Origin of the sequence: Pseudoxanthomonas sacheonensis, from assembly GCF_031455975.1 — a bacterium.
Classification (GTDB): Bacteria; Pseudomonadota; Gammaproteobacteria; order Xanthomonadales; family Xanthomonadaceae; genus Pseudoxanthomonas_A; species Pseudoxanthomonas_A sacheonensis_A.
The window spans coordinates 233,964-258,968 of sequence record NZ_JAVDTT010000005.1 but is presented as its reverse complement, the minus strand read 5'-3'; the positions used below and the strand labels follow the sequence as shown (position 1 = coordinate 258,968).

General features: G+C 65.5%; 24 protein-coding genes, 1 other RNA gene, 1 pseudogene and 1 riboswitch. Of the genes and pseudogenes, 21 read left to right on the top strand and 5 right to left on the bottom strand.

The window, feature by feature from the left end; translation table 11 throughout:
• The first annotated feature begins 2 nt into the window (after positions 1–2).
• Positions 3–701 carry a DUF6445 family protein gene (locus tag J2W94_RS17295; RefSeq protein ID WP_310096065.1) on the top strand — a complete coding sequence of 233 codons (699 nt, stop codon included), beginning with the start codon at positions 3–5 and terminating at the stop codon, positions 699–701.
• 98 nt (positions 702–799) lie between these two features.
• Here the strand turns inward: J2W94_RS17295 and ettA are convergent, their stop codons facing one another.
• Positions 800–2,464 carry an energy-dependent translational throttle protein EttA gene (ettA, locus tag J2W94_RS17290; protein ID WP_310096063.1) on the bottom strand — a complete coding sequence of 555 codons (1,665 nt, stop codon included), beginning with the start codon at positions 2,462–2,464 and terminating at the stop codon, positions 800–802.
• A 184-nt stretch (positions 2,465–2,648) separates the two neighbouring features.
• Between ettA and J2W94_RS17285 the strand changes: the two genes are divergently transcribed.
• From J2W94_RS17285 to thiL, 10 genes are all read left to right on the top strand, one after another.
• Entirely contained in the window at positions 2,649–3,137 is a 489-nt protein-coding gene (locus J2W94_RS17285; RefSeq protein ID WP_310096060.1) for an RcnB family protein, read from the top strand.
• 119 nt (positions 3,138–3,256) lie between these two features.
• Positions 3,257–4,510: a serine hydroxymethyltransferase gene (glyA, locus tag J2W94_RS17280; protein ID WP_310096058.1), complete on the top strand. Its 1,254-nt coding sequence runs from the start codon at positions 3,257–3,259 to the stop codon at positions 4,508–4,510.
• A 12-nt stretch (positions 4,511–4,522) separates the two neighbouring features.
• Complete coding sequence (nrdR, locus tag J2W94_RS17275) at positions 4,523–5,047, top strand: transcriptional regulator NrdR (RefSeq protein WP_310096056.1); 525 nt, start codon at positions 4,523–4,525, stop codon at positions 5,045–5,047.
• Positions 5,048–5,205: 158 nt separating this feature from the next.
• Complete coding sequence (gene ribD / locus J2W94_RS17270; protein ID WP_310096054.1) at positions 5,206–6,312, top strand: bifunctional diaminohydroxyphosphoribosylaminopyrimidine deaminase/5-amino-6-(5-phosphoribosylamino)uracil reductase RibD; 1,107 nt, start codon at positions 5,206–5,208, stop codon at positions 6,310–6,312.
• A 101-nt stretch (positions 6,313–6,413) separates the two neighbouring features.
• The gene (locus J2W94_RS17265) at positions 6,414–7,175 is read left to right on the top strand and encodes a class I SAM-dependent methyltransferase (RefSeq protein WP_310096052.1); all 762 of its coding nucleotides are present in this window, start codon (positions 6,414–6,416) and stop codon (positions 7,173–7,175) included.
• Between the two features lie 99 nt (positions 7,176–7,274).
• Positions 7,275–7,449: riboswitch (FMN riboswitch) on the top strand.
• Between the two features lie 144 nt (positions 7,450–7,593).
• Positions 7,594–8,205 carry a riboflavin synthase gene (locus J2W94_RS17260; protein WP_310096050.1) on the top strand — a complete coding sequence of 204 codons (612 nt, stop codon included), beginning with the start codon at positions 7,594–7,596 and terminating at the stop codon, positions 8,203–8,205.
• The gene (ribB, locus tag J2W94_RS17255) at positions 8,202–9,320 is read left to right on the top strand and encodes a 3,4-dihydroxy-2-butanone-4-phosphate synthase (RefSeq protein WP_310096048.1); all 1,119 of its coding nucleotides are present in this window, start codon (positions 8,202–8,204) and stop codon (positions 9,318–9,320) included. Before J2W94_RS17260 ends, ribB begins: the two co-directional genes overlap by 4 nt.
• A 95-nt stretch (positions 9,321–9,415) precedes the next feature.
• Positions 9,416–9,883, top strand: coding sequence for a 6,7-dimethyl-8-ribityllumazine synthase (gene ribH / locus J2W94_RS17250; protein WP_310096046.1), 468 nt, complete (start codon positions 9,416–9,418; stop codon positions 9,881–9,883).
• Entirely contained in the window at positions 9,880–10,350 is a 471-nt protein-coding gene (gene nusB / locus J2W94_RS17245; protein WP_310096044.1) for a transcription antitermination factor NusB, read from the top strand. The genes ribH and nusB overlap by 4 nt, the downstream gene beginning before the upstream one ends.
• Positions 10,351–10,408: 58 nt before the next feature.
• Entirely contained in the window at positions 10,409–11,359 is a 951-nt protein-coding gene (gene thiL, locus J2W94_RS17240; protein WP_310096042.1) for a thiamine-phosphate kinase, read from the top strand.
• Here thiL and J2W94_RS17235 read toward each other — a convergent pair.
• The 3 genes and pseudogenes from J2W94_RS17235 to J2W94_RS17225 form a co-directional block, all read right to left on the bottom strand.
• Positions 11,356–11,901, bottom strand: a complete 546-nt coding sequence (locus tag J2W94_RS17235; RefSeq protein ID WP_310096040.1) for a metal-dependent hydrolase — start codon at positions 11,899–11,901, stop codon at positions 11,356–11,358. The genes thiL and J2W94_RS17235 overlap by 4 nt on opposite strands.
• A gap of 11 nt (positions 11,902–11,912) precedes the next feature.
• Positions 11,913–12,311: a YraN family protein gene (locus J2W94_RS17230; protein ID WP_430540646.1), complete on the bottom strand. Its 399-nt coding sequence runs from the start codon at positions 12,309–12,311 to the stop codon at positions 11,913–11,915.
• Positions 12,304–13,734, bottom strand: a pseudogene (locus J2W94_RS17225) (penicillin-binding protein activator); the annotation flags it as partial. The pseudogene J2W94_RS17225 and the gene J2W94_RS17230, both read right to left, overlap by 8 nt.
• A gap of 54 nt (positions 13,735–13,788) precedes the next feature.
• Here J2W94_RS17225 and rsmI point away from each other — a divergent pair.
• Entirely contained in the window at positions 13,789–14,631 is an 843-nt protein-coding gene (rsmI, locus tag J2W94_RS17220) for a 16S rRNA (cytidine(1402)-2'-O)-methyltransferase (RefSeq protein WP_310096037.1), read from the top strand.
• Between the two features lie 30 nt (positions 14,632–14,661).
• An RNA gene (gene rnpB, locus J2W94_RS17215) (RNase P RNA component class A) lies at positions 14,662–15,012 on the top strand.
• A 170-nt stretch (positions 15,013–15,182) separates the two neighbouring features.
• Here rnpB and J2W94_RS17210 read toward each other — a convergent pair.
• On the bottom strand, positions 15,183–15,947 hold the full coding sequence (locus J2W94_RS17210) for an NRDE family protein (protein WP_310096034.1): 765 nt from the start codon (positions 15,945–15,947) through the stop codon (positions 15,183–15,185).
• A gap of 327 nt (positions 15,948–16,274) precedes the next feature.
• On the opposite strand from J2W94_RS17210, the gene mraZ reads away from it, so the two are divergent.
• From mraZ to ftsW, 8 genes are read left to right on the top strand one after another with little or no spacing between them, the layout of a single operon-like run.
• A complete protein-coding gene (gene mraZ, locus J2W94_RS17205) occupies positions 16,275–16,721 on the top strand; it encodes a division/cell wall cluster transcriptional repressor MraZ (RefSeq protein WP_310096032.1) in 447 nt (148 codons plus the stop codon).
• Between the two features lie 14 nt (positions 16,722–16,735).
• Complete coding sequence (rsmH, locus tag J2W94_RS17200; protein WP_310096030.1) at positions 16,736–17,704, top strand: 16S rRNA (cytosine(1402)-N(4))-methyltransferase RsmH; 969 nt, start codon at positions 16,736–16,738, stop codon at positions 17,702–17,704.
• The gene (gene ftsL, locus J2W94_RS17195; protein ID WP_310096028.1) at positions 17,701–17,964 is read left to right on the top strand and encodes a cell division protein FtsL; all 264 of its coding nucleotides are present in this window, start codon (positions 17,701–17,703) and stop codon (positions 17,962–17,964) included. The genes rsmH and ftsL overlap by 4 nt, the downstream gene beginning before the upstream one ends.
• Positions 17,961–19,778: a peptidoglycan D,D-transpeptidase FtsI family protein gene (locus J2W94_RS17190; RefSeq protein ID WP_310096025.1), complete on the top strand. Its 1,818-nt coding sequence runs from the start codon at positions 17,961–17,963 to the stop codon at positions 19,776–19,778. Before ftsL ends, J2W94_RS17190 begins: the two co-directional genes overlap by 4 nt.
• Entirely contained in the window at positions 19,775–21,244 is a 1,470-nt protein-coding gene (locus tag J2W94_RS17185) for a UDP-N-acetylmuramoyl-L-alanyl-D-glutamate--2,6-diaminopimelate ligase (protein ID WP_310096024.1), read from the top strand. Before J2W94_RS17190 ends, J2W94_RS17185 begins: the two co-directional genes overlap by 4 nt.
• Complete coding sequence (locus J2W94_RS17180; protein WP_310096022.1) at positions 21,241–22,623, top strand: UDP-N-acetylmuramoyl-tripeptide--D-alanyl-D-alanine ligase; 1,383 nt, start codon at positions 21,241–21,243, stop codon at positions 22,621–22,623. Before J2W94_RS17185 ends, J2W94_RS17180 begins: the two co-directional genes overlap by 4 nt.
• Complete coding sequence (gene mraY / locus J2W94_RS17175) at positions 22,613–23,704, top strand: phospho-N-acetylmuramoyl-pentapeptide-transferase (protein ID WP_310096020.1); 1,092 nt, start codon at positions 22,613–22,615, stop codon at positions 23,702–23,704. The genes J2W94_RS17180 and mraY overlap by 11 nt, the downstream gene beginning before the upstream one ends.
• Positions 23,704–24,981 (top strand): putative lipid II flippase FtsW, encoded by a 1,278-nt coding sequence (ftsW, locus tag J2W94_RS17170; protein WP_310096018.1) that lies wholly within the window; start codon positions 23,704–23,706, stop codon positions 24,979–24,981. Before mraY ends, ftsW begins: the two co-directional genes overlap by 1 nt.
• Positions 24,982–25,005 lie beyond the last annotated feature (24 nt).

The window sequence follows — 25,005 nt, the reverse complement described above, 5'->3', positions numbered from 1 at the left end:
CGATGCTCCTGCACCGCCATTCCGATCTGCGCATCAACAAGCTCTCCATCGGTGCGGAGAACGCGCCGCTGTTGGTCATCGACAACCTGGTGTCCGATCCCGACCGGCTGGTGCGGAAAGCCGCACGTAGCCATTTCGTCGAACAGGCTTCGATGTTCCCCGGCATCCGTGCGCGCGCGCCGCTGTCGTACGAATACTTTTTGCAGGAAACGCTCAACCCATTGCTGGCCGAATGCTTCGCGATGGAACCGGGGAGGTTCGTGTATCCGATGTGCCACTACTCCCTGGTGACGCTGCCTCCGGAGAAGCTTTCATTCCTGCAACGCATCCCGCACGTGGACTCGACCCGCAGCGATGGCCTGGCGACCGTGCACTACCTGTTCCAGGGTAACTGGGGAGGAACGGCCTTCTACCGCCATCGCCGCACCGGTTTCGAGTACGTCGACGAGCAACGGCGGAATTCGTATTTTCGCTGCCTGGAACAGGAAAGCCGCCACAGCGAGGTTACGGGCGAAGGCTACATCGACGAGGACACGGCGCTCTTCGAAAGGCTTGCCCATGTGGATGGCGTGTTCAACCGGATGGTGGTCTACCGGCGCAACTCGCTGCATTCGGGGCGCATCGACAATGCCCGTATCCCGCCCGCCGATCCGCTGACGGGCCGGCTATCCATCAATACTTTCATCGACGTGGTGCGCTGAAGCGCATCCTGGCTTCGTTCGGCGGATCGCGTATTCACAAAGCCCCTCGCGGGGAGGGGCTTTGGTTTGATCGGAGAGTTAGAGCGTGGGCCGGCCTGTTACTTCAGAGCCTTAAAGCGCAAACGTTTCGGCTGTGCGCCTTCGGCACCCATGCGGCGCTTCTTGTCGTCCTCGTACTCGCGGTAGTTGCCCTGGAAATATTCCACGTGCGAGTCGCCTTCGAAGGCCAGGATGTGGGTGGCGATGCGGTCCAGGAACCAGCGGTCATGGGAAATGACCACCGCGCAGCCCGGGTATTCCAGCAACGCGTCTTCCAGCGCGCGCAGGGTTTCCACGTCCAGGTCGTTGGACGGTTCGTCCAGCAACAGCACGTTGCCGCCCTGCAGCAGGGTCTTGGCCAGATGCAGGCGGCCGCGCTCGCCGCCTGACAGCGTGCCCACCATCTTCTGCTGGTCTTGGCCTTTGAAGTTGAAGCGGCCGATGTAGGCGCGCGACTGGATCTCGATGCCGTTGATGTTGAGGATATCGGCGCCGCCGCTGACTTCCTGGAATACGTTGTGGTTGCCGGTGAGCGCGTCGCGGCTCTGGTCGACATAGGCGATCTTGGTGCTGGGACCTTTGACGATCTCGCCCTTGTCCGGCACTTCCTGGCCGGTGATCATCTTGAACAGCGTGGACTTGCCCGCGCCGTTGGGACCGATGATGCCGACGATGGCGCCGGGCGGAATGATGAAGCTCAGGTCGTCGATCAGCAGGCGGTCGCCGAAGCTCTTGGACACGTTCTTGAACTCGATCACCGACTGGCCCAGACGCTCGCCCGGCGGGATGAAGATCTCGTTGGTCTCGTTGCGCTTCTGGTATTCGACCGAGTTCAGCTCCTCGAAGCGCGCCAGGCGCGCCTTGCCCTTGCTGCGGCCGCCCTTGGCGTTGCTGCGCACCCACTCCAGTTCCTTGGCCAGCGCCTTCTGGCGCGACTTCTCCTGGTTTTCTTCTTGCTTCAGGCGCTCGCTCTTCTGTTCCAGCCAGGCGGTGTAATTGCCTTTCCACGGAATGCCCTTGCCGCGGTCCAGTTCCAGGATCCATTCGGCCGCGTTCTCGAGGAAATAGCGGTCATGGGTCACCGCCACCACGGTGCCGGTGTAGCGGGTCAGGAACTGCTCCAGCCATTCCACCGATTCGGCGTCCAGGTGGTTGGTCGGTTCGTCCAGCAGCAGCATGTCCGGCTTCTGCAGCAGCAGCTGGCATAGGGCCACGCGGCGCTTTTCGCCACCGGAGAGCTTGCCGATGATGGCGTCCCACGGCGGCAGGCGCAGCGCGTCGGCGGCCACGTCCAGCTGGTGTTCCAGGGTGTGGGCGTCGTTGTTGGCCAGGATGGCTTCCAGGCGCTGCTGCTCGGCGGCCAGCTTGTCGAAATCGGCGCCTTCCTCGGCATAGGCCTCGTAAACCTTGTCCAGCGCGGCCTGGGCCTTCAGCACTTCGCCCACGCCTTCCTCCACGGCCTCGCGCACGGTGTGCTCGGGGTTGAGTTGCGGCTCCTGGGCCAGGTAGCCGACCTTGATGCCCGGCTGGGGCCGCGCTTCGCCGACGAAGTCCTTGTCCACGCCGGCCATGATCTTCAGCACGGTGGACTTGCCGGCGCCGTTCAGGCCCAGCAGGCCGATCTTGGCGCCGGGGAAAAAGGACAGGGAGATGTCCTTGATGATCTGGCGTTTCGGCGGCACGGTCTTGCTGACGCCGTTCATGGTGTAGATGTATTGCGACATGGAGTCTCCGGGTGACGCTGCCGTGCCCGCACAGGGCTGCACGGTGGGGGAAATAGGGAATGGGCGAATTATACCGGCTGGCTGGCGTCTTAACGGTTTTCTACGGCGCCGATTTCGGCAAGATTCCATTCAGTGCAGTGGGCCGATATTCGCCTCAAGTTCCCAGGCACCAGAGGTATGCACCATGCGCCACGCTATCAAGTCAGGCCTGTCGCTTTTGTTCGTCATGACGGCCTTGGCCGCCCTCCCCGCCATGGCGAAGGATCACGGCCGTGGCCATGATCGCGACGATGATCGCTACGGCTACCAGGATCGCGGCGACCGCGACTATGACCGTCACCGCGACCATGACCGCTACGATTACCGCAAGCACCGTCGTGACCGCGACTACGGTTATTACCGCGACGACCGCTATTACCGTCCGGCGCCCCGCGTCGTCTATCGCCCGGTCTACCGGCCTGCGTATCACCCCGGCTATGGCCCTCCGCGCTGGGCCAGGGGCGTGCGCTACTACGACCGCGGCTACGGCCCCACCTATGTAGTGCGCGATTACTACGATTACGGCCTGCGCGAGCCGCCGCGCGGGTATTACTGGCGGCGTAGCGATGCCGGCGATTTCCTGCTGGTCGCCATCACCACCGGCATCATCGCGGACCTGATCCTGGGGCATTGAGGGTTGGGCGGCTCCGTGAACCCGCCGGAATGACCGGAAGCGCGCCGAAAGGCGCGCTTTTTTGTGGCCATGGGGGCAGGGGGCTACAATCGGCGGCCCAGTCCCCCTCCGGAGCACCGATGTTCCCGCGCAACGCCCGTATCGAAGGTTACGACCCTGAACTGGCCGCGGCCATCGCGTCCGAGAACCGCCGCCAGGAAGACCACGTCGAGCTGATCGCGTCGGAGAACTACTGCAGCCCGCGGGTAATGGAAGCGCAGGGCAGCCAGCTGACCAACAAATACGCCGAGGGCTACCCCGGCAAGCGCTATTACGGCGGCTGCGAATACGTGGATATCGCCGAGAAGCTGGCCATCGACCGGGTGAAGGAGCTGTTCGGCGCCGATTACGCCAACGTGCAACCGCATTCGGGTTCGCAGGCCAACCAAGCGGTGTACTTGGCGCTGCTGAGTCCGGGCGACAAGATCCTGGGCATGTCGCTGGCCCACGGCGGCCACCTGACCCACGGCGCCAAGGTCAACATCAGCGGCAAGTTGTTCGACGCCATGCAGTATGGGGTCGACGACCAGGGCCTGATCGATTACGACGAAGTCGAGCGCCTGGCGCTGGAACACAAACCGAAGATGGTCGTCGCCGGTTTCAGCGCCTACTCGCAGAAGATCGACTGGGCGCGTTTCCGCGCCATCGCCGACAAGGTCGGTGCGTATCTGTTCGTGGACATGGCGCACGTCGCCGGTCTGGTTGCCGCGGGCGTGTACCCCAATCCGCTGCCGCATGCGCACGTGGTCACCTCCACCACCCACAAAACCCTGCGTGGTCCGCGCGGCGGCATCATCGTCGCCAAGGGCGCGGGGGAAGAGATCGAGAAGAAGCTGCAGAGCATCGTCTTCCCCGGCATCCAGGGCGGGCCGCTGATGCACGTGATCGCGGCCAAGGCGGTTGCCTTCAAGGAAGCGCTGGAGCCGGAATTCAAGGCCTACCAGACGCAGGTGGTGAAGAACGCGCAGGCGATGGCCAAGACCATCATCGCGCGCGGCTACAAGATCGTGTCCGGCGGCACCGAGAACCATCTGATGCTGGTCGACATGATCGGCAAGAGCGTGACCGGCAAGGCCGCCGAGGAAGCGCTGGGCAAGGCCCATATCACGGTCAACAAGAACGCGGTGCCCAACGACCCGCAGAAGCCGTTCGTGACCTCCGGCCTGCGCATCGGCACGCCGGCCGTCACCACCCGCGGCTACCTGGAGCCCGATTGCGTGGCGCTGGCGAACTGGATCTGCGATGTGCTGGACAATCCAGCCGACGAAAAGGTCATTGCGGGCGTGCGTGAGAACGTGACCAAGCAGTGCGCGCAGTTCCCGGTTTACGGGTAATGCCTTCTTAGCATGCATTGTCCCTTCTGCCAGCACACAGACACCCGCGTCATCGACTCGCGCGTTTCCGAAGACGGCGCGACGATCCGCCGTCGTCGCGAATGCGAAGCCTGTGGGGAACGTTTCAGTACGCTGGAGACGGTCGAACTCAAGTTGCCGGTGATCATCAAGGGCGATGGCCGGCGGGAAGCTTTCGATACGCGCAAGCTGCGCCTCAGCATGGACCGCGCGCTGCACAAGCGCCCGGTGTCGGAAGAACAGGTCGAGGCCTCCGTGCGCGCCGTGGTGCACCAGGTGCGCATGAGCGGCGAGCGCGAGCTTCCTTCGCGCAAGATCGGCGACTTCGTGATGGCGGAAATGCGCAAGCTGGACCACGTGGGCTACGTGCGTTTCGCTTCGGTCTACCGCAGCTTCGAGGACGTGGCCGACTTCCGCGAGGAAATCGAGAAGCTGGAGCGCGACCTGCCCACCGCCAGCGGCCAGTTGCCGTTGCTGGGGGCGGATGTGGTGCCGATCGATAAGAACAAGAAGCGCTGACTGATTACAACTGCAACCCTTCTCCTGCATGCGGGAGAAGGTGCTTGAAGGGCGGATGAGGGTGTGGCGGAGTCCAGATGCCAGCACTTTCCCGGCTCCGCCGTACCCTCACCCCAACCCCTCTCCCGATGGGAGAGGGGCTTCAAAGGCGAAGCTGCATGAGTACGACATTCACCGCCACCGACCACCTCCTGATGGCCCGCGCCCTGCGCCTGGCCGAACGCGGCGCCTACACCACCAAACCCAATCCCATGGTGGGCTGCGTCATCGCCCAAGGCGACGAGATCGTTGGCGAAGGTTTCCATCAGCGCGCTGGTGAAGCGCACGCCGAAGTGATCGCGTTGCAGACCGCGGGCGCGCGCGCCAAGGGTGCGACGGTCTACGTCAGCCTGGAGCCCTGCGCCCATACCGGCCGCACCGGTCCGTGCGCGGACGCATTGATCGCAGCCGGGGTGGCGCGCGTGATCGCCGCCATGCGCGATCCGTTCCCGCAAGTGGACGGCGTAGGTTTCGACAAGCTGCGCGCCGCTGGCATCGTGGTCGAATGGGGATTGATGGAAGCCCAGGCGCGGCAGCTCAATCGCGGATTTCTGTCGCGTGTCGAGCGCGGCCGGCCCTGGGTACGCATCAAGTTGGGCACCAGTCTGGATGGGCGCACGGCGATGGCCAGCGGCGAATCCAAATGGATCACCGGCGAGGCCTCGCGCCTGGACGTGCAGAAGTGGCGCGCACGCGCGGGCGCACTGATCACCGGCGCCAATACTGTGCTGATCGACGACCCTTCCTTGACCGTGCGTCTCGGCGACGACACGCCCTTCGTGGCGCCGCTGCGGGTGGTGCTGGATCCGGGCTTGGCCACGGTCGCGCGCGGCAAGGTGCGCGACGATTCGGCGCCCACCCTGTATATCCATGCGCCGGACGTCAAGCCTCCGCGTGATCTTCATGTCGAACGGGCCACGGTGCCGGTGCAGGGTGGCTACTTCGATCTGGAGGCCGTGCTCAAGTTGCTGGCGGCACGCGGAATCAACGAAGTTCAGGTGGAAACGGGTGCGACTCTGGCTGGCGCTTTCGTCGCTGCGGGGCTGGCCGACGAGCTGCTGCTGTATGTCGCACCTGTGTTGCTGGGCGAACGCGCGCGTCCGCTATTCTCCGGTCTGGGCATCGACGCCATGGCTCAGCGCGCGCAACTCAAGGTCGTGGATGCGCGGGCCATCGGCGAGGACCAGCGTTTGCTGCTTGTGCCTGTCAGGGCCGAGAGCCCGTAGTCTCCGACATTTCCGTGGCGTCATCATTCATGACGTCATCCCAGCTTTCGCTGGGATGACGTCGATAAGACGTAATGTCGCCGCGAGTACCAGGGGTCTCGATGACAACCTTCAAAGACCACTTCTCCCAAGTCGCCGGCGCTTATGCGAGCTGGCGCCCCACCTATCCTGATGCCCTGTTCGACGCCATCACCGCAGTCGTGCCTGGCAGTGCCGAAGTGTGGGAACCCGGTTGCGGCAGCGGCCAGGCCACCCACGGACTGGCCGCGCGCTTCGCCCAGGTATTCGCCACCGACCCTAGCGCCGCACAGATCGAGCAGCACTGGGCGAACGAGACGAAAGCCGCCCACGTCCGGGTAGCGGTGGAGCCGGGCGAAGCGACGTCGCTGGCCGACCGCAGCGTCGGACTCATCGCCGTCGCCCAGGCCCTGCACTGGTTCGATCGCACCCGCTTCTTCCCCGAATGCGATCGTGTGTTGCGGCCAGGGGGCGTACTGGCTGCTTGGACCTACCAGGACATGGTGTTTTCCGACGACCTCACGCCGGCAGCCGATGCTTTCCGTGCGCAGATCGAATCCTACTGGCCGTCGGAACGCACGCAGGTGGACACCGGTTACGCGGGCTACGACTGGCCGTTCCCTGCTTTGCCCGCGCCCGCGCTATGGCTGACCGCCGAATGGAACCTGTCGCAGCTGCTCGGCTATCTGGGCAGCCTTTCCGCCACCGCGCGCTGCCGTACCGCCAGCGGGCGCGATCCGGTCCAAGACCATGCCGATGCGCTGGCTTCGGCCTGGGGCGAACCCCTGCGCGAACGCACCATGCGCTGGCCGCTAATCCTGCACCTGCGCCGAAAGCCCCTGTAGGCGGGCAGGATAGGGCTGCTGCCGCGACTGGAACGCATCGTCCGGCCGCCCGTGCGTGGCCCGAATGCTAGAATTCGCGCGCCGGCTCGCCGGCAAACGTAACGTCTTCAGGGCGGGGTGCGATTCCCCACCGGCGGTAGGTCCCAGGCGCGCACGCGCCGAAGACGAGCCCGCGAGCGCCTCCAGTCGTCGCCTTCGAGCGGATGCGGGAGGGTCAGCAGATCCGGTCCGATGCCGGAGCCGACGGTCATAGTCCGGATGAAAGAAGACAGTCGCGCGCGGCCTTGCGGTCGCGTCGCCTCGTGCCCTGTGGGCGTTTTTCGCATTCATTTCGCGGGAAACGGCTCATGCCCACTGTAATCATGTCCACAGCAATCAAATGCTCGCATGCCGCCCTCCAGACCAGGAGCGGACGCTGATGTTCACCGGAATCATCGAAGGCACGGGCCGCCTGGCCGCCTCCGAAAACCGCGGCGGCGACGCCCGCCTGACCATCGAGGTCGGCAGCCTTCCCTTCGCCGATGCGCAGTTGGGCGAAAGCGTCTCCGTCAATGGCGTGTGCCTGACCGTGGTGGCGTTCGACGCGCACTCCTTCGAAGCCGACGCTTCCAACGAAACGCTTTCGCTGACCACGCTCGGCGGCCTGCCTGTGGGCGCCATGCTGAACCTGGAACGCGCCATGCGTCCCACCGACCGTCTCGGCGGCCATCTGGTCAGCGGCCATGTCGACGGCGTCGGCAAGGTTCTCGACATCCAACAGGACGCGCGCGCCCAGCGCTGGCGCTTCGCGGCGTCGCCGGCCCTGCTGCGCTATATCGCCAAGAAAGGTTCGATCTGTGTGGATGGGGTCAGCCTCACCGTCAATGAAGTGGATGAAGGCGGGTTCGAAGTAGCCTTGATCCCGCACACCGTGTCGCACACCGCCTTCGCGCAAACGACGGTCGGCCACGCGGTGAACCTGGAGATCGACCTGGTGGCGCGCTACGTCGAGCGCCTGCTTGGAATGGGCTCCGCAGGAGCCGCCGCATGAGTTTCGCGCCTATCCCCGAGCTGCTGGAAGAAATCCGCAACGGCCGCATGGTCGTCATCGTCGACGATGAGGATCGCGAGAACGAAGGCGACTTGATCATGGCCGCGGAAATGGTCAAGCCGTCCGACATCAACTTCATGGTCACCCATGCGCGCGGCCTGGTCTGCCTGTCGTTGACCCGCGAGCGCTGCCGCCAGCTCGGTCTGCCGCCGATGGTCCAGGACAACACTTCGCAGCACCACACCAACTTCACCGTCAGCATCGAAGCGGCCGAAGGGGTCACCACCGGCATCTCCGCCTACGATCGCGCGCACACCATCCGCACCGCCGTACGTCCGGACGTGAAACCGCAGGACCTGTCGCAGCCCGGGCACATCTTTCCGCTGACTTCGCAGCCGGGCGGCGTGCTCAACCGTTCCGGCCACACCGAAGCGGCCAGCGATCTCGCCCTGCTCGCAGGATTGGAGCCGGCCGGCGTGCTGGTCGAGATCCTCAATGCCGACGGCAGCATGGCCCGGCGCCCGCAGCTGGAGGAATTCGCGCGCGAGCACGGCCTGAAGATCGGCTCCATCGAAGAGCTCATCCGCTACCGCCTGAGCACCGAGCACACCATCGAACGCGTGGACGTGCGCGACATCGAAACCGAACACGGCCCCTTCAAGCTGCACACCTATCGCGACCGCCTCAGCCACGGGCTGCACTTCGCGCTGCTGCGCGGCGAGGCCGACGCCACTGTGCCCACCCTGGTCCGCGTGCATATGCAGAACCCGCTGGCCGATGCGTTGCACTGGCGCCGCGCGGACTTCGGTCCTGCGGTCGGCGAGGTGCTGGCTGCGATCGTCCGCGAAGGCTGCGGCGCGCTGGTCTTGTTAAGCGAATCCAGCACCGCCGAATCGATGCTGGAGCGGATTCGCGCAGGAGCGATCCGCGCAGAAAGCGGGCACGAACCGGAAGCAGCGCCGGGCGCTGCCCTGGCCGAGTGGCGGCGCAATGGCGCTGGCGCCCAGATTCTGGCCGACCTGGGCTTGGGCAAGCTGCGGGTGCTGGGCACGCCGCGCCGGCAGGTGGGTTTGGCGGGCTACGGACTGGATGTCGTGGAATACGTGTCGTACTGATGCTTGGTGCTTGCCCTCTTTTTCAAAGAGGGAGGCCTAAAGCGTCGCTTTTCCCTGGCTGCTAAACTTGCCGCCCCATCCGGTACCTGCCTCCCATGCCCCATTACGAAGGCGAGCTGCGCGCTCCCGAAGCCGCACGTTTCGCGATCATCGCCAGCCGCTGGAATCCGCGCATCACCGATGCGCTGGTCACCGGTGCGCGCCAGAGCCTGGCCGGCAACGGCGTGGCCGATACCGCGGTGGACGTGATCCGCGTGCCGGGCGCCTGGGAAATTCCCGTGGCGGCGGCGCGTATCGCCGCAGGCAGCCAGCACGCGGCCATCATTGCGCTGGGTTGCGTGATCCGAGGCGACACGCGCCATTACGAACACGTCGCCGACCGTTGCGCCGAAGGGCTGATGCGGGTGTCGCTGGACTTCGGCATTCCGGTGATGAACGGCGTATTGGCGGTCGAACGCATCGAGGACGCGGAAGTGCGCGCGGGCGGCAGCCACGGCAACAAGGGCGAGGAAGCCGCGCTGGCCGCCATCGAAATGGCGCAGCTGCTGGAGCAATTGGCATGAACCGTCACCCGCGCAAGGAGGGCCGCCGCGATGGCGTCGACCCGGTCACCCGCGCACGCGCGCGGCGTCGGGCGCTGCAGGCGGTGTATGCCTGGCAGATGTCGGGCGGCTTGGTGGAACAGGTGATCGCGCAGTTCGCGCACGAACAGGCGCATGAGATCGCCGACCTGGAATATTTCGATGACCTGGTCCGCGGCGTGGTCAAGCATCGCGCCAGCTTGGACGAAGCGCTGGTCGGTTATCTCGACCGCCCGGTCGAGGAAGTCGATCCGATCGAGCGCGCCGTACTGCGCCTGTCGGCCTACGAACTGATCCATCGTCCCGATGTTCCGTATCGCGTGGTCCTGAACGAGGCGATCGAGATCGCCAAGCGTTTCGGTTCCGAGCATGGACACACCTATGTCAACGGCGTGTTGGACAAGGCCGCGGCGGACTGGCGTCCCGCGGAATTCAACGCGGCTAGATAAATCCGCGGGCTGCCTCTATTAGCGTGAATAAAGGCGGATACAGCTTTATGCTGCGCGCATGAGCGCAGCCGAATTCGACCTGATTGCCCGCATCCGCGCACGCGCGGGCCAACGGGGCGGTGTGGTGCTTGGCATCGGCGACGATGCCGCATTGCTGCAGGTGCCGCCCGACCGGCAACTGGTGGTGACGGCCGATACGCTCAATGCCGGCGTGCATTTTCCTGACGCCACCGCGCCGGCTGACATCGGCTGGAAATCGCTCGCGGTCAATCTTTCCGATCTTGCCGCGATGGGCGCGGTGCCAGCCTGGTGCACCTTGTCGTTGTCGCTTCCGCAAGCCGACCCAAGCTGGGTCGACGCTTTTCTGGACGGATTCCTCGACCTTGCCGATCAACACGCAATCGGGCTAGTGGGCGGCGACACCACGCGCGGACCGCTTTCGATCTCGGTCACCGCGATGGGTCTGGTCGAATCAGGAGGCGCACTGCGTCGCGATCGGGCACGAGTGGGCGACGATGTGTGGGTAACGGGGACGCCGGGCGACGCAGCGGCGGCGTTGGAAGCGCTGCAGCAAGGGCGCGAAGCTCCCAAGTCGTTGCGCCAGCGTCTGGACCGGCCCATGCCGCGCGTGGCTGCGGGACGGCGGTTGTCCGGTTTGGCGCATGCGTGCATCGATATTTCCGACGGTTTGCTCGCCGATTTGACGCATATCTGCGAAAGCAGCGGCGTAGGCGCGGAGATAAACCTCGTGGAGTTGCCGGCATCGGCAGACTTGGCATCGGTGGAATCGAACAGGCGCTGGGGCTGGCAGGCCTGCGGCGGTGACGACTACGAGCTGTGCTTCACCGCCTCGCCGCATAACCGCGACCTGATCGTCCAGGCTTTGGATTTCACCGACGTATCCGCGACGCGTATCGGTCGTATCGTCTCAGAACAGGGCGTTCGCGCCTTCGATGCGGACGCGCAGGAGTGGCGGCCGCCCAGCCGCGGCTACGAACATTTCCTCTAGAAGCGTTCCTGCGGACCGCGCGCGCTCCCGCGCTGGATCAGCTTCCACAACGTGGCTCCCGCGAACAACGGCAGCCATACCCAGCGAAGCTCCGACAGCAATGTCGCTATGCCACGCGCACTGAAGAAGCCATTGGCGAACGGCGACACCAGGATCGGGCGCCACGGCGCGAAGAAACGCTGATCGTTCCACGGCCATAGCAATGCCACGCCCAATCCGCCCGAGGTAATGGCGTCGAGCAGCGGGTGCGAGGCGGTGCAGACGAACAGCCACACGGCAGCCTGCAATGATCCGGCGCGCAGCGGCCTGTGCAGAGCGGCACCGAGCAGGGCAATCGAGCCGGCGAACAACAGGGAATGGCTGGCGCCGCGATGGCCCAGGGCATCGGCGTAGGGAATTTCCAGCGCGAACGCGACCACGTCCAGGTCCGGCAAGATCGAGGCCGCGACGCCCGCAACGAGCAGTCTGGTTGAAATTCGCCCGCGATCGGCCGCATACCACAGGGCCAGCGGAACCGCGGCGTGAGTGATGATGCTGGGCATGGGAAAACGTCCTAGATGTCGTCCGCGCGGAACGCATCGCGCAGCCAGTTGATGCGCGGCGCCTGTGGATCGCCATCGGCTTCGACTACATCGAACCGGCACGGCAGATTGCTGTATTGCCGATGCTGGCCGAGGAAGCTTTGCGCGGCATGCACCAGCTTGCGGCGCTTGCCGACATCCACCGAAGCCGCGCCGCCGCCGAATGCCGCAGAACTGCGGTATCTCACCTCGACGAATACCAGCGTGTCGCCGTCGCGTCCGCGATCCAGCATGACCAAGTCGAGTTCGCCGCCGCGATAGTTCGCATTCGAGGCTACTTCACGCAGACCGGCGCGCAGCAAGGCATCGCGCGCGGCCGATTCGGCCAGGTTGCCGCGCGCCCTGCGATCGAGCGTTGCGCGTTCAGTCACTACCGGCGATCGGCGCCGCGCGTCCGCCATTGAAGGTGGACCAGGCCGGCGTGCGGATCACGTTGCCGAAACCATCGAGCCTGAGCACGCCGGTGGCGCCTTTCACTTCGGCGTTGTTGCCGGTCGCGAGTTTTTCCAGATACGCGGTCAGCAACCACGCGTCGTAGCCGAAGGCGAAAAGGCGCGCCGCGGGTCCACGTGCGGTCGGCAGGCCGACGCTGCCGGCCGCAGGCAGGCCGCCGATGCCGCGCGCGGTCCACACTTCGGTCGGATAGACGATGCCATCCAGCGCGCTGTCCTGTTCCGGCTTGCCGGTGCCGGAAATCAGCTGCGAGGTGGCGACGCGGCTCTTGCCGCCCAGACCGGCCATGGCCAGTTGCGGTGCGATCGCGCGTGCGGCACCGCCTTTCAAGGCGAGGAACACCGCATCGACGCCGCGCTGCGAAGCGCTGGCCAGATTCGCGGAAATATTGCCCGGAGCGTCGGCCACGCTGATCGCCTCGGCGACCGTACCGCCGCGCTGGGTGAAACGCTCGCGGAACGCATTGGCCGCGCGCCTGCCGTTGTCGTCGCTGCCGTTGATGATCAGCGCGGTCTTGCGTTCGCGGCTGAGCAGGTATTCGGCGGCGATGATGCCGTCGTCCTCCGGCGCCAACGAGAAGCCTGCGTTGCCTGAGGGAGGCGCGCCTGTGCCGCGGTTCAAGGCCAGTACCGGCACCGGCAGGTTGGACTGACCAAACACGGCGCTGACTTCATCGCGACCCAGCGGCCCGATGACGAAATCCGCGCCGCCCGCGGCAGCCTTGCCATAGGCATCCACCGCGCCCGTGGCCGTACCGGCGGTGTCGTAGAAATTTATTTCCGGCCGACGGCGGGATTCGCCGTAGTAACCGGCCAGAAGGCCGTCGCGAACCGGCGCCGAAGCCGTGGCCAGCTGTCCCGAAAGCGGCAACAGCACCGCCAATTTGACCGGCGGGCGGTAGCCGTCGCGTTCGGCGGCCGGACGATTGTTCAGGTCGAAACGCCACTGCGCGCCGCGATCGAACGGACGCGGCAGCGGCAGGCCGCGATTCAGCAGTGCGCGACCTGCGAAGGGATACAGCGGATCGCCCACGGGCAGCGCCGCCGCATCGCGGGCGAGAGTGGCGTTGTCGATACCGGACAACAGACGCTCGATCTGACGGGCATTGTCGATCTTGGCCTGGCCGGTCAGGGCGGCGTCGTTGCGGGCCAGGGCCGCGGCTTCCTTCAGCGCGCTGATGGCCTCGCGCGACGCGGCTGGGCCGCTCACGTTGGTGGTGGCGCAGCCGGCGAACAGCGCCGCCAACATCAACAGGGCGGCAGTATCGAGGAGACGCATCCTTCCGAATCGCTTATCCATGGGCTTGCTCAGCGGCCGTACGTGGGAACCGGCTAGGATTGTACCTTCGGCGGCGCGGGACTGCGTTCAGTCCACCGCCTTCAGGAATGCCTGCCCATGGCCGTCGGAACACCCGCTGGAACACTATTCATCGTCGCCACGCCGATCGGCAACCTGGCCGACCTTTCGCCACGGGCGCTGGAGACGTTGAAGACGGTCGCCGCGATCTGCGCCGAAGACACGCGCCACACCCGTCAACTGCTGTCCCATTTCGGCATCGATCGACCTTTGCTGGCCCTGCACGAGCACAACGAGGAAGCGATGTCCGAGCGCATCGTCGAACGCCTCTCCGGCGGCGATTCGCTGGCGCTGGTCAGCGATGCGGGCACGCCGCTGGTCAGCGATCCCGGTTATCGCGTGGTCCGCGCCGCGCGCGCAGCGGGCTTGCGGGTCAGCCCCATTCCCGGCGCATGCGCGGCGATCGCCGCGCTCAGCGTGGCCGGGTTGCCCAGCGACCGCTTCACCTTCGAGGGCTTCCTGCCGGCCAAATCTTCCGCGCGCCGCGAACGCATGGGCCGCTTGGCCAGCGAAACCCGCACGCTGGTCTTCTACGAATCCTCGCATCGCATCGCCGAATCCCTGGCCGATATGCGTAGCGTGTTCGGCGACGACCGCATCGCGGTGATCGCGCGCGAGCTGACCAAGATGTTCGAGACGGTGCTCGACGGCACCCTCGCCGAGCTGCACGCGCAAGTGGAAGCCGACGACAACCAGCGCAAGGGCGAGTTCGTGGTGATGGTGCAGGGCGCGGGCGACGACGAGGAAGCGCAGCTGATCGAAGGCCGGCGCCTGTATGCGAAGTTGAGCGAGCACCTGCCGCCTTCGACAGCGGCCAAACTGGCGGCGGAGATCAGCGGCGCGCCGCGCAAGGCGCTGTATGGGCAGGGCGGAACGGAGTAAGCGTATGCGCTGTGCGACAATACGCATGGCGGAGTCGGCCAGACAGTCGCGTCACTCGCAAGAGTGCCGAGGAAAGTCCGGGCTCCACAGGGCACGGTGCCAGGTAACGCCTGGGCGGCGCGAGCCGACGGATAGTGCAACAGAAAGATACCGCCGAACGGTTCTTCGGAACGCGTGGTAAGGGTGAAATGGTGCGGTAAGAGCGCACCGCGAGTCTGGCAACAGACCGGTACGGCAAACCCCACCGGGAGCAAGACCAAATAGGGACCTCATGACGCGGCCCGCGTCGGGTCCGGGTAGGTTGCTTGAGCGTAACGGCGACGTTGCGCCTAGAGGAATGACTGTCCACGACAGAACCCGGCTTATCGGCCGGCTCCGCCGCTTCTATTGACGCTTGCGTCAATAGAAGCCCCATAGTTGCTTTGCAACTATGGGCCCCGGCTTGTGCACCCAATTCCCCGCCGCTGTCGCGGCGCCCCCTTTACTAAAGGGGGCTAACGACTTTGTCGGAGGCCGCTCCTACGCGCTCTTGCGTGCGTGTGGCTTGTGCGTCACGCGTCGTTGAATAGCGTGGTTTCGCCTTCGAAAACGCCATTGGGGCCGAATCTGCGTTCGCTGATGTAGCCGCGCCCCTGGTAATCGAGGGCGATGATGGTGCTGGCGCGGGTGCCGTAGAGAGGGCCGCGGATGAAGGCGGGGGAGAGCGTGCGTTCCAGTTCGAGGCCGACGCCGGTGTCGGGCAACTCCGCATCGTCGGCGGTTCGCTCGTCGGCAAGCGCATGCCATAACGGTGCCGGATCGATCGCGTCGGTCTCCGACCATTTGCGCATGGCTTCGCAAAGGCGCCGCGTCTTCGGCCAGGGAATATCGAAGCCGCCATTGGACATGCCGTGGATGCCCGGCGCGATGGTGCGATGTTCGGCTACGGGATGATTGCCGATGTATTCGCACGAATCCGCATCGGCGATCAGCAGATTGAAAGGCGAGTAATTGCCTGCGTTCGCCATCGAGTCGCGGCCATGGCGGGCGGCATCGTCCGTGCCCTGCAGAAAACCCACCGGCAGCTCTCCCCGCGAGGGACCCGAAAGCGTCTGCGCCAACGGGTCGCGCACATTGGTCACTACCGCAGCGCGTCCGCGTCCCTCGATACCTACCCAGGTGCCGCCGGATTGGAGGTCGCGACCGGCCCGGAGGCCGGACGGCTCCGGCCACGCCGCCAGTCCGGCAGTGGGACGGGCATGAAATTCATCGCGATTGCCGGCCATCAGCAGCCGCCAGCGGGGGTGGATCTTCCAGGCGACGGCGACCAGGCACATGCCTGCGATTTTCGGTGTCCGCGCAATCAACTGCCAGTGAAGAAGTCTCAAGAGCCAGAGAGATTCATCTTATTCACATCCTCTCCACGCCACTGAATCCAGGCCTAATCTCAAAATTTGAGACTAAACAGCAGCTTGTGGATAACCCTTGAACAAGTTTGTGAAGTGTCTCGCAAGCTATTGAAGTAAAAGACGATTCATTCCTGTCTTCCCTGTTGACAACCTTCCGGCCGGTGCTAAGGTGGGCACCAGAGGGAAAACCGGGTTATTAGTGGTTTTTCGTGGTTCAATTGCCGCCTTCCAGCGGATTTCGTGGGTGCAGGGGTCGTGTTCCAAGGTGAGACCGCCATCACAGTTGACGACAAGGGCCGATTGGCGGTGCCCACCGCCTATCGCGAGCTTGTCGCGCGCGAATGCGCCAACCGGCTGGTGATCGCCTACAACCCCTTCGAGCTGGGCTGCCTATACCTGTATCCCGAGAAGGAATGGCAGCGCGTCCGCGACTCGGTCAATGCCTTGCCCAGCACCCAGCGTGCGCACCGCAACCTGCAGTTGAAGCTGGTGGGCGCCGCGACTCCGGTGGAGCTGGACGGCAACGGGCGCATCAGCATTCCGGCCAGCCATCGCAGCGCGGTGGGTATCGAGAAAAAGGCCGTGCTGCTGGGCATGGGCGACAAATTCGAATTGTGGAGCGAGCAGGCGCATCACGCGCAGATCCGTCAGACCTTGTCCGACGACGATCTGAGCGAGCACATGCTCGACCTGAAGCTGTGACGGACGGTGCCCGGATGCGCGGCGAAGCGCAGGCCGGCCACCTTCCCGCGCGGCATCTGCCAGTGATGTTTGTGCAGGTCATGGAAGGGCTGCAGGTGCGAGAGAACGGAACCTACCTGGATGGCACCTTCGGGCGCGGCGGACATGCGCGCGGCGTGCTGCAAAGACTCGGCCCGGGAGGCCGGCTGCTGCTGATGGACAAGGATCCCGAAGCGATCGCCCACGCCGAACAGTCGTTCGCCGGCGATGCGCGCGTCGAGATTCATCGCGGCAGTTTCGCAACGCTCGCCGATTGGAACGCGACCGCCGCCGGCCTCGACGGAGTCCTGCTCGACCTTGGCGTTTCCTCGCCGCAGCTGGACGTGGCCGAACGCGGTTTCAGCTTCGGCAAGGACGGTCCCCTGGACATGCGCATGGACCCGGACAGCGGCGAGAGCGCCGCGCAGTGGATCGCGCGCGCGGACGAGGCGGAAATCGCCGACGTGCTCTGGACCTACGGCGAGGAGCGCCTGAGCCGCCGCATCGCCAAGGCGATCGTCGCGCGCCGCGCCGAGAAGCCGTTCACCCGCACCGCCGACCTGGCCGATCTGCTGGGCGCCGTGGTCGGTCGTGGGAAGCATGCTAGCGGTAAAAAAGAACTCCATCCGGCCACGCGCAGCTTCCAGGCCATCCGCATCCACATCAATCGCGAACTGGCCGATCTGGAAACCGGGCTGGACGGCGCGCTGGAGCGTCTGAAGGTCGGCGGCCGCCTGGCCGTGATCAGTTTCCACTCGCTGGAAGACCGCATCGTCAAGCGTTTCATCGCGCGGCATGCCAAGGCGCCGCCGGCCAATCGCCGCTTGCCGGAGCTGGACGTATTCGTGCCCACGCTCAAGGCCATCGGCGACGCCCAGCGCGCCGACGCCGCGGAGACCTCCGCCAATCCGCGCGCCCGCAGCGCGGTGCTGCGCGTGGCCGAGAAACTCGGAGCCGCCGCATGAGCCGCTTCCTGATGGTAGTGCTTATCCTGGGCGGCATCGCTTCCGCGATCGGCGTGGTGTATGCGCGCCATCGTCACCGCCTGCTGTTCGTCGAGTTGGCGCAGTTGGAAAAGGTGCGCGACGAACTCAACATCGAATTCGGCCGCCTGCAGCTGGAGCAGGCCACCGTGGCCGAAAGCAACCGTATCGACCAGATCGCGCGCCTGCGTCTGGGCATGAAATTCCCGGAAGCGGGCGATGTCGTGGTGGTGCGTCCATGAAGGGCAGGGACAAGAATCCCGCGCCGCGCGGCCGCAACCGCGCGCGTTTCAATCTGCGCGGTCGCGTACTGCTCGTCGTTAGCGCATTGGGATTGTGCTCGGTCAGCCTGATCGGCCGCGCGGCCTACGTGCAGCTGGTCAACCGCGACTTCTACCAGCGCGAAGGCAACGAGCGCTTCGTGCGCGACATCGAGATACCGACCTCACGCGGCATGATCACCGACCGCAACGGCGAGCCGGTGGCGGTATCTTCTCCGGTCGAGTCGATCTGGTGCGACCCCAAGGAGCTGCTGAAAGCGCCTGACCGTTTGCCTGAGTTGGCCAAGGCCCTGGGCGAGCCGCTGGACACGCTCACCAGCCGCATCAGCCAGCGCGCGGAAAAAGAGTTCTATTACCTCAAGCGCCGAATCAACCCGGACGAGGCCAAGAAGATCCTGGCCCATGGCGTGCCTGGCGTGTATTCGAAGCGCGAGTTCCGCCGCTTCTACCCGCAGGGCGAAGCCATGGCCCACGTGCTGGGCTTCACCAACATAGACGACCGTGGACAGGAAGGCGTCGAACTGGCGTTCGACGAGTGGCTGCGCGGCAGCCCGGGGGCCAAAAAAGTCATCCGCGACAACCGTGGCCGCATCGTCGAGAACGTGGATCTGGTCAAGCAGGCGCAACCGGGCAAGGACCTGACCCTGAGCATCGATCGCCGCATCCAGTTCCTGGCTTATCGCGAACTGCGCAACGCGCTGATCTCCAACGGCGCGAGCAGCGGTTCGGCGGTGGTGCTGGACGTGGCCACCGGCGAAGTGCTGGCCATGGTCAACCTGCCCACTTTCAATCCCAATGCGGCGTCGCTGGGCAAGCCGGATGCGCACCGAAACCGCGCAGTGACCGACCTGTTCGAACCCGGCTCGACCGCCAAGCCCCTCACCGTCGCCGCAGGGCTCGAGAACGGCGTGATCACCCCGGCGACGCTGTTCAACACCAATCCCGGCTGGATGCCTAACGGCAGGTACCGCACCACCGACACGCACAACTATGGCGTTCTCGACACTACGGGTGTGATCCGCAAGAGCTCCAATGTGGGCGCCGCCAAGATCGCGAGCCGATTGGATAACCGGCAGTTCTACGATTTCTTCCGCAAGATGGGCTACGGCCAGAGCACGCGAAGCGGCTTTCCCGGCGAAGCCGCCGGGCTGTTCCCGGCGCCCAGCCAATGGAGCGGCACCAGCAAGCAGACCATGTCTTACGGCTATGGCCTTGCGGTCACGCCGCTCCAGGTCGCGCACGCCTACGCCACGCTGGCCAACGGCGGGCGCGCGATTCAGCCGACCTTCGTCAAAGGCGAACGCAACGAGCCGAAGCAGGTCCTCGACCCGGCCATCGCGGCCGAGGTGATGAAGATGATGCAGACCGTGACCGAGCCCGGCGGTACCGCGACCCAGGCCGCGATCCTCGGTTACCACGTCGCTGGCAAGACCGGCACTTCGCGCAAGGCGTCCGGCGGCGGTTATTCGCGCAAGTACCTGTCGTTCTTCGCCGGTGTGGTGCCGGTGGACAATCCTCGTTTCGCGATGGCCGTGGTCGTGAATGATCCGACCAATGGCTCGTACTACGGCGGCCTGGTCGCCGGACCGGTGTTCCACAACGTCATGGAAGGCGCACTGCGCCTGATGGATGTGGCGCCGGACGATATCGAGACCTGGATCGCGGCTCAGGAAAAGGCCGACGGCAAGCGCGCGCCGGCGGCTTTGCCGGTGGCTGCCGTTCCGGTCGACGTACATGCCGCGCTACCCGTGTCGCTGCCGGGCGATGTGCAATGAGGCGCGCCATGGCCCTGGCGGACTTGCTGCCGGACGTTGAGATTCCGCGCGACATCGTGATCCGCGGACTGGTGCTCGACAGCCGCCATATCGAGCCGGGCGACGCATTCGTCGCCATCGCCGGCTTCGGCGCGCACGGATTGGGTTTCGTCGAGCAGGCGCAGGCCGCGGGCGCCAGCGCAATCCTGTTCGAACCGCCGGCGCCGATCGAGTTCCAGGTTCCGGCCGATGCGATCGCCGTTCCCGGACTGCGTGCGCGGATGGGCGACATGGCGGATCGTTTCCACGCGCGTCCTTCGCGCGATATGTCGATGGTGGGGGTGACCGGCACCAACGGCAAAACGTCCACGGTGCAGCTGTTGGCTCAGGCCTGGCATTTGCGCGGCATCCGCGCAGGCAGCATCGGCACCTTGGGCGCGGGCCTGTACGGCGAGGTGGTGGCGACCGGCTTCACCACGCCGCTGGTACTGCAGATGCATGCCTTGCTCGCGCAGTTGCGCGACGCCGGCGCCAAGGCGGTGGCGATGGAAGTGAGTTCGCACGCGCTCGACCAGGGCCGCGTCGATAACGTGCATTTCGACGTCGCGGTGTTCACCAATCTCACCCGCGACCATCTCGACTATCACGGCGACATGGCCGGTTACGGCGCAGCGAAGGCGCGCCTGTTCGCGTGGCCGGAGTTGAAGGCGGCGGTGATCAACCTGGACGACGCCTTCGGTCGCGAGCTGTCCGGCCGGTTGTCGCAGGAAGTGCGAGGCATCGGCCTGAGTTCGCGGGGCGAGGAAAACGCGGCGTTACGCGCGGAAAACCTGAACCTCGACGGCAGCGGCATCGCCTTCGACCTGCTGATCGAAGGCCATGCCTATGGCGTGCAATCCAAGCTGCTGGGGCGCTTCAACGTGGACAACCTGCTAGCGGTGGCCGGCGCGCTGCATGCGCTCGGGGATGCGCCGACCGATATCGCGCGCACGCTTTCCCGGCTGCAGCCGATCCACGGACGCATGAACCGTCTCGGCGGCGACGGCGAACGTCCGCTGGTCGTCATCGACTACGCGCACACGCCCGATGCGCTGGAACAGGCGCTGACCAGTCTGCGCGACCACGCGCCGGCACGGTTGATCTGCGTATTCGGTTGCGGCGGCGAACGCGATGCCGGCAAGCGGCCGCAGATGGCGGCGAGCGCCGAACGCCTGGCCGACGTGGTGATAGTCACCGACGACAATCCGCGCGCGGAGAACGGCGATGCCATCGTCGCCGACATCGTCGCCGGTTTCGCCAAGCCCGACTCCGTCGTCGTACAGCGCGACCGCGCCAAAGCCATCGCCCGCGCGATCGGCGAGGCCGGCCCGAACGATATCGTGCTGATCGCCGGCAAGGGTCACGAGCCTTACCAGGAAGTCGCCGGCGTCAGGCACCCATTCGACGATACGACCGTCGCGCGCCAGTACCTGGAGGAGCGAGCATGAAGCGTCTCCCGCTTTCATTGCTAGCGCACTGGGCCAGTGGCGAACTGCGCGGCGAGGACCTCCTGGTCGACACGCTAACCAACGATACCCGCAGCCTGATGCCGGGCAGCCTGTATGTGGCGATTCGCGGCGAACGCTTCGACGGCCACGATTTCGCCTACGACGCGGCCATGCGCAGCGCAAACGCGCTGTTGGTGGATCACGCGGTGGAAGTGGATCTTCCGCAGATCGTCGTGGCCGATACGCAAGTCGCCCTGGGGCGCATCGCCGCCAATTTGCAGCTGGATCGCGGCGGCAAGGTGGTCGCAATCACCGGCAGCAACGGCAAGACCAGCGTCAAGACCCTGACCCAGGCGATCCTGCGGCGCGCCGGCAACAGCTATTTCAATCCCGGCAACCGCAACAACGAGATCGGCCTGCCGCTGGCGGTGATCGATGCGCCGGACGACGCGGATTTCGCCATCTACGAAATGGGTGCGGGCAAGCTGGGCGACATCGCCTACCTGACCGACATCGTCACGCCCGACGTGGCGCTGGTGAACAACGTCGCTTCGGCGCACCTGGAACGCATGGGCAGCCTGCTGGGCGTGGCCGAGACCAAGGGCGCGATCTATTCCGCGCTGCCCGCCGATGGCGTGGCGGTGATCAACGCCGACGACGCCTTCGCCGAATACTTCGCAGGCCTTGCGGCGGGCAAGCGCATCCTCCGCTTCGGGCTGGACGCCAGCGCGGAGGTCACCGCGCGCGACATCAGCGCCAGTGCGGAAGGTTCGCAGTTCGTGCTGGTCACGCCGCAGGGCGAGGCTACGGTCGATCTGTCCTTGCCCGGTCGCCACAACGTGCTCAACGCCCTGGCCGCCGCCGCGCTGGCGCTGGCCTGCGGGGTCGCACCGACGACGATCGCCGAAGGCCTGGCGGACAGCAAGCCGGTGCCTGGACGGCAGGTCGCGCGCACGCTGCCGAACGGCGCGGTGCTGATCGACGACAGCTACAACGCCAATCCGGGTTCGCTGGTCGCCGCTATCGATACCTTGGCCGCCGCGGGCGGCGAGGCGTGGCTGGTGCTGGGCGACATGCGCGAACTCGGCGCCGAAGGCGAGGCGCTGCATGCCGACGTCGGTCGCAAGGCCAAGTCCGCGGGGATCCGACGCTTGTACACGCTGGGCCCGCTGAGCGCGGCCGCGGCCTTGGCTTTCGGCGAAGGTGCGCGCAGTTTCGAATCGCACGCCGCCTTGACCGACGCATTGCGCGCCGATCTGCAGCAGTTCGCGCAGCCGCAGACATTGCGCTGCCTGGTGAAGGGATCGAGGGGAAGCGCGATGGATCGCATCGTGACCGCATTGCTGTCCACCGGGGAGGGCGCATCGCATGCTGCTTGAATTGACACGCTGGCTGCAGCAACTGGAAAGCCTGTTCGGGCTGTTCGGTTATCTGACTTTCCGCGGAATCCTGGCGGCGCTGACGTCGCTATTCCTGTCGCTATGGCTGGGCCCGGCGGTAATCCGTCGCCTCGCGCAGTTCAAGGGCGGTCAGCCGATCCGCCAGGACGGTCCGCAGACCCATTTCACCAAGGCCGGTACGCCGACCATGGGCGGTGCGCTCATCCTGATGACCGTGCTGCTATCGGTGTTGCTGTGGGGCGATCTGCGCAACCGCTACGTCTGGGTGGTGCTGCTGGTGATGCTGGCCTTCGGTGCGATCGGCTGGTACGACGACTGGATCAAGATCGTCAAACGCGATCCCAACGGTTTGAAGTCCCGCTGGAAGTACCTGCTGCAGTCGATCTTCGGGCTGGCCGCGGGCATTTTCCTGTTCATGACCGCCGACCCGTCGGTTCCCGCGTCGACCACGTTCTACATCCCGATGATCAAAAGCGTCGCCTTGCCGCTGGCGGGCATCGGCTTCATCGCCATCGCCTACTTCTGGATCGTCGGCTTCTCCAATGCGGTGAACCTGACCGACGGCCTCGACGGCCTGGCGATCATGCCCACGGTCCTGGTCGCCTGCGCGCTCGGCGTGTTCGCCTACGCTTCGGGCAATGCGGTGTTTTCCGCCTACTTGCAGATCCCGCAGGTGCCCGGCGCCGGCGAACTGGTGATCATCTGCGCGGCCATCGCCGGCGCGGGACTCGGGTTCCTGTGGTTCAACACCTATCCGGCCATGGTGTTCATGGGCGATATCGGCGCGTTGGCGCTGGGCGCGGTGCTGGGAACGGTCGCGGTGATTGTGCGCCAGGAGCTGGTGCTGGTGATCATGGGCGGCATCTTTGTCATCGAGACCTTGTCGGTGATGATCCAGGTGGCGTCGTTCAAGCTGACCGGCAAGCGCGTGTTCCGCATGGCGCCCATCCATCACCACTTCGAACTAAAGGGCTGGCCCGAGCCGCGCGTGATCGTGCGTTTCTGGATCATCTCGGTGGTGCTGGTCCTCGTTGGTCTGGCCACGTTGAAGGTGCGCTGATGAACGACACCCCACGCCAAGCGACGCGACTCGAAGCGATCGGCGGCCGCTACGATCCGTGGTTGCTCGCGGTGGTGCTGGCGCTGGCGGCGTTGGGCGTGGTGATGGTCGCGTCCAGCTCGATCGCCATGGACAGCAATCCGTTCTATTACCTCACCCGTCATGTGATCTTCCTGGGCCTGGGCATCGGCCTGGCGTACGTGGCGATGCGCACCGAACTCAAGGCCGTCGAACACTACAACCAATGGTTGCTGCTCGCGTGCTTCGTGCTGCTCGCCGCCGTATTCGTTCCGGGCCTGGGCAGCAGCGTCAACGGCGCCAAACGCTGGATCAACCTGGGCATTTCCAGGTTCCAGGTCGTGGAAGCGGTGAAGGTGCTCTACATCGTGTGGCTGTCCAGCTACCTGGTGCGCTTCCGCGACGAAGTCAACGCCACTTGGCCGGCGATGCTCAAGCCGCTCGGCGTGGCGGTGGCCTTGGTCGGCATGCTGCTGCTGCAGCCCGACTTCGGTTCTTCCACGCTGCTGCTGGCGATCACCGCCGGCATGCTGGTGCTCGGCGGCGTGAACCTGCCGCGCATGTCCGCGCCGATCGTGATCGGCCTGCCCATTTTCGCCTTCATCGCGATCCTCGAGCCGTACCGCATGCGGCGCATCACGTCCTTCATGAATCCGTGGGAAGACCAGCTCGGCTCCGGCTATCAGCTGAGCAACGCATTGATGGCGGTCGGCCGCGGCGAGTGGTGGGGGGTGGGGCTGGGCGGCTCCGTGCAGAAGTTGAACTATCTGCCCGAGGCGCATACCGACTTCATCTTCTCCGTCATCGGCGAAGAGCTCGGTTTCGTCGGGGTCTGCGCCGTGATCGCGTTGTACGCGGTGCTGGCCGGCCGCGCTTTCCATCTCGGTCTGCGCTGCGTGGAAATGCGTCGGCACTTCGCCGGCTACTGTGCGTTCGGCATCGCGCTGTGGATCAGCATGCAGAGCTTCGTTTCGATCGGGGTCAATCTGGGTCTGCTGCCGACCAAGGGCCTGACCCTGCCGCTGATTTCTTCCGGCGGCTCCAGCGTGATGATGACCTGCGTGGCGATGGGATTGCTGTTGCGGGTTTCCTACGAGCTGAATCGCGCCGAGCGCCAGGTCGCTTTGCTGCGCGGCGAAGCGGCACCGGTCGCGGAGGCGCCGGCAACGGCTGCGCCCGCCGCCGCGCCGCAAGCGCCGATGCGCGGCACCAGCCGCCTGAACTCGCGGGTCGAACCCACCTTCGAGAGGATCGCATGAGCGCACGCAGCGACGCGCCGGTCA

Excerpts from the sequence above, each read along its gene's own strand:
- J2W94_RS17295 (WP_310096065.1), top strand. The coding sequence starts at position 3 with ATGCTCCTGCACCGCCATTCCGATCTGCGCATCAACAAGCTCTCCATC.
- ettA (WP_310096063.1), bottom strand. The coding sequence starts at position 2,464 with ATGTCGCAATACATCTACACCATGAACGGCGTCAGCAAGACCGTGCCG.
- J2W94_RS17285 (WP_310096060.1), top strand. The coding sequence starts at position 2,649 with ATGCGCCACGCTATCAAGTCAGGCCTGTCGCTTTTGTTCGTCATGACG.
- glyA (WP_310096058.1), top strand. The coding sequence starts at position 3,257 with ATGTTCCCGCGCAACGCCCGTATCGAAGGTTACGACCCTGAACTGGCC.
- nrdR (WP_310096056.1), top strand. The coding sequence starts at position 4,523 with ATGCATTGTCCCTTCTGCCAGCACACAGACACCCGCGTCATCGACTCG.
- ribD (WP_310096054.1), top strand. The coding sequence starts at position 5,206 with ATGAGTACGACATTCACCGCCACCGACCACCTCCTGATGGCCCGCGCC.
- J2W94_RS17265 (WP_310096052.1), top strand. The coding sequence starts at position 6,414 with ATGACAACCTTCAAAGACCACTTCTCCCAAGTCGCCGGCGCTTATGCG.
- J2W94_RS17260 (WP_310096050.1), top strand. The coding sequence starts at position 7,594 with ATGTTCACCGGAATCATCGAAGGCACGGGCCGCCTGGCCGCCTCCGAA.
- ribB (WP_310096048.1), top strand. The coding sequence starts at position 8,202 with ATGAGTTTCGCGCCTATCCCCGAGCTGCTGGAAGAAATCCGCAACGGC.
- ribH (WP_310096046.1), top strand. The coding sequence starts at position 9,416 with ATGCCCCATTACGAAGGCGAGCTGCGCGCTCCCGAAGCCGCACGTTTC.
- nusB (WP_310096044.1), top strand. The coding sequence starts at position 9,880 with ATGAACCGTCACCCGCGCAAGGAGGGCCGCCGCGATGGCGTCGACCCG.
- thiL (WP_310096042.1), top strand. The coding sequence starts at position 10,409 with ATGAGCGCAGCCGAATTCGACCTGATTGCCCGCATCCGCGCACGCGCG.
- J2W94_RS17235 (WP_310096040.1), bottom strand. The coding sequence starts at position 11,901 with ATGCCCAGCATCATCACTCACGCCGCGGTTCCGCTGGCCCTGTGGTAT.
- rsmI (WP_310096037.1), top strand. The coding sequence starts at position 13,789 with ATGGCCGTCGGAACACCCGCTGGAACACTATTCATCGTCGCCACGCCG.
- J2W94_RS17210 (WP_310096034.1), bottom strand. The coding sequence starts at position 15,947 with ATGTGCCTGGTCGCCGTCGCCTGGAAGATCCACCCCCGCTGGCGGCTG.
- rsmH (WP_310096030.1), top strand. The coding sequence starts at position 16,736 with ATGCGCGGCGAAGCGCAGGCCGGCCACCTTCCCGCGCGGCATCTGCCA.
- ftsL (WP_310096028.1), top strand. The coding sequence starts at position 17,701 with ATGAGCCGCTTCCTGATGGTAGTGCTTATCCTGGGCGGCATCGCTTCC.
- J2W94_RS17190 (WP_310096025.1), top strand. The coding sequence starts at position 17,961 with ATGAAGGGCAGGGACAAGAATCCCGCGCCGCGCGGCCGCAACCGCGCG.
- J2W94_RS17185 (WP_310096024.1), top strand. The coding sequence starts at position 19,775 with ATGAGGCGCGCCATGGCCCTGGCGGACTTGCTGCCGGACGTTGAGATT.
- J2W94_RS17180 (WP_310096022.1), top strand. The coding sequence starts at position 21,241 with ATGAAGCGTCTCCCGCTTTCATTGCTAGCGCACTGGGCCAGTGGCGAA.
- mraY (WP_310096020.1), top strand. The coding sequence starts at position 22,613 with ATGCTGCTTGAATTGACACGCTGGCTGCAGCAACTGGAAAGCCTGTTC.
- ftsW (WP_310096018.1), top strand. The coding sequence starts at position 23,704 with ATGAACGACACCCCACGCCAAGCGACGCGACTCGAAGCGATCGGCGGC.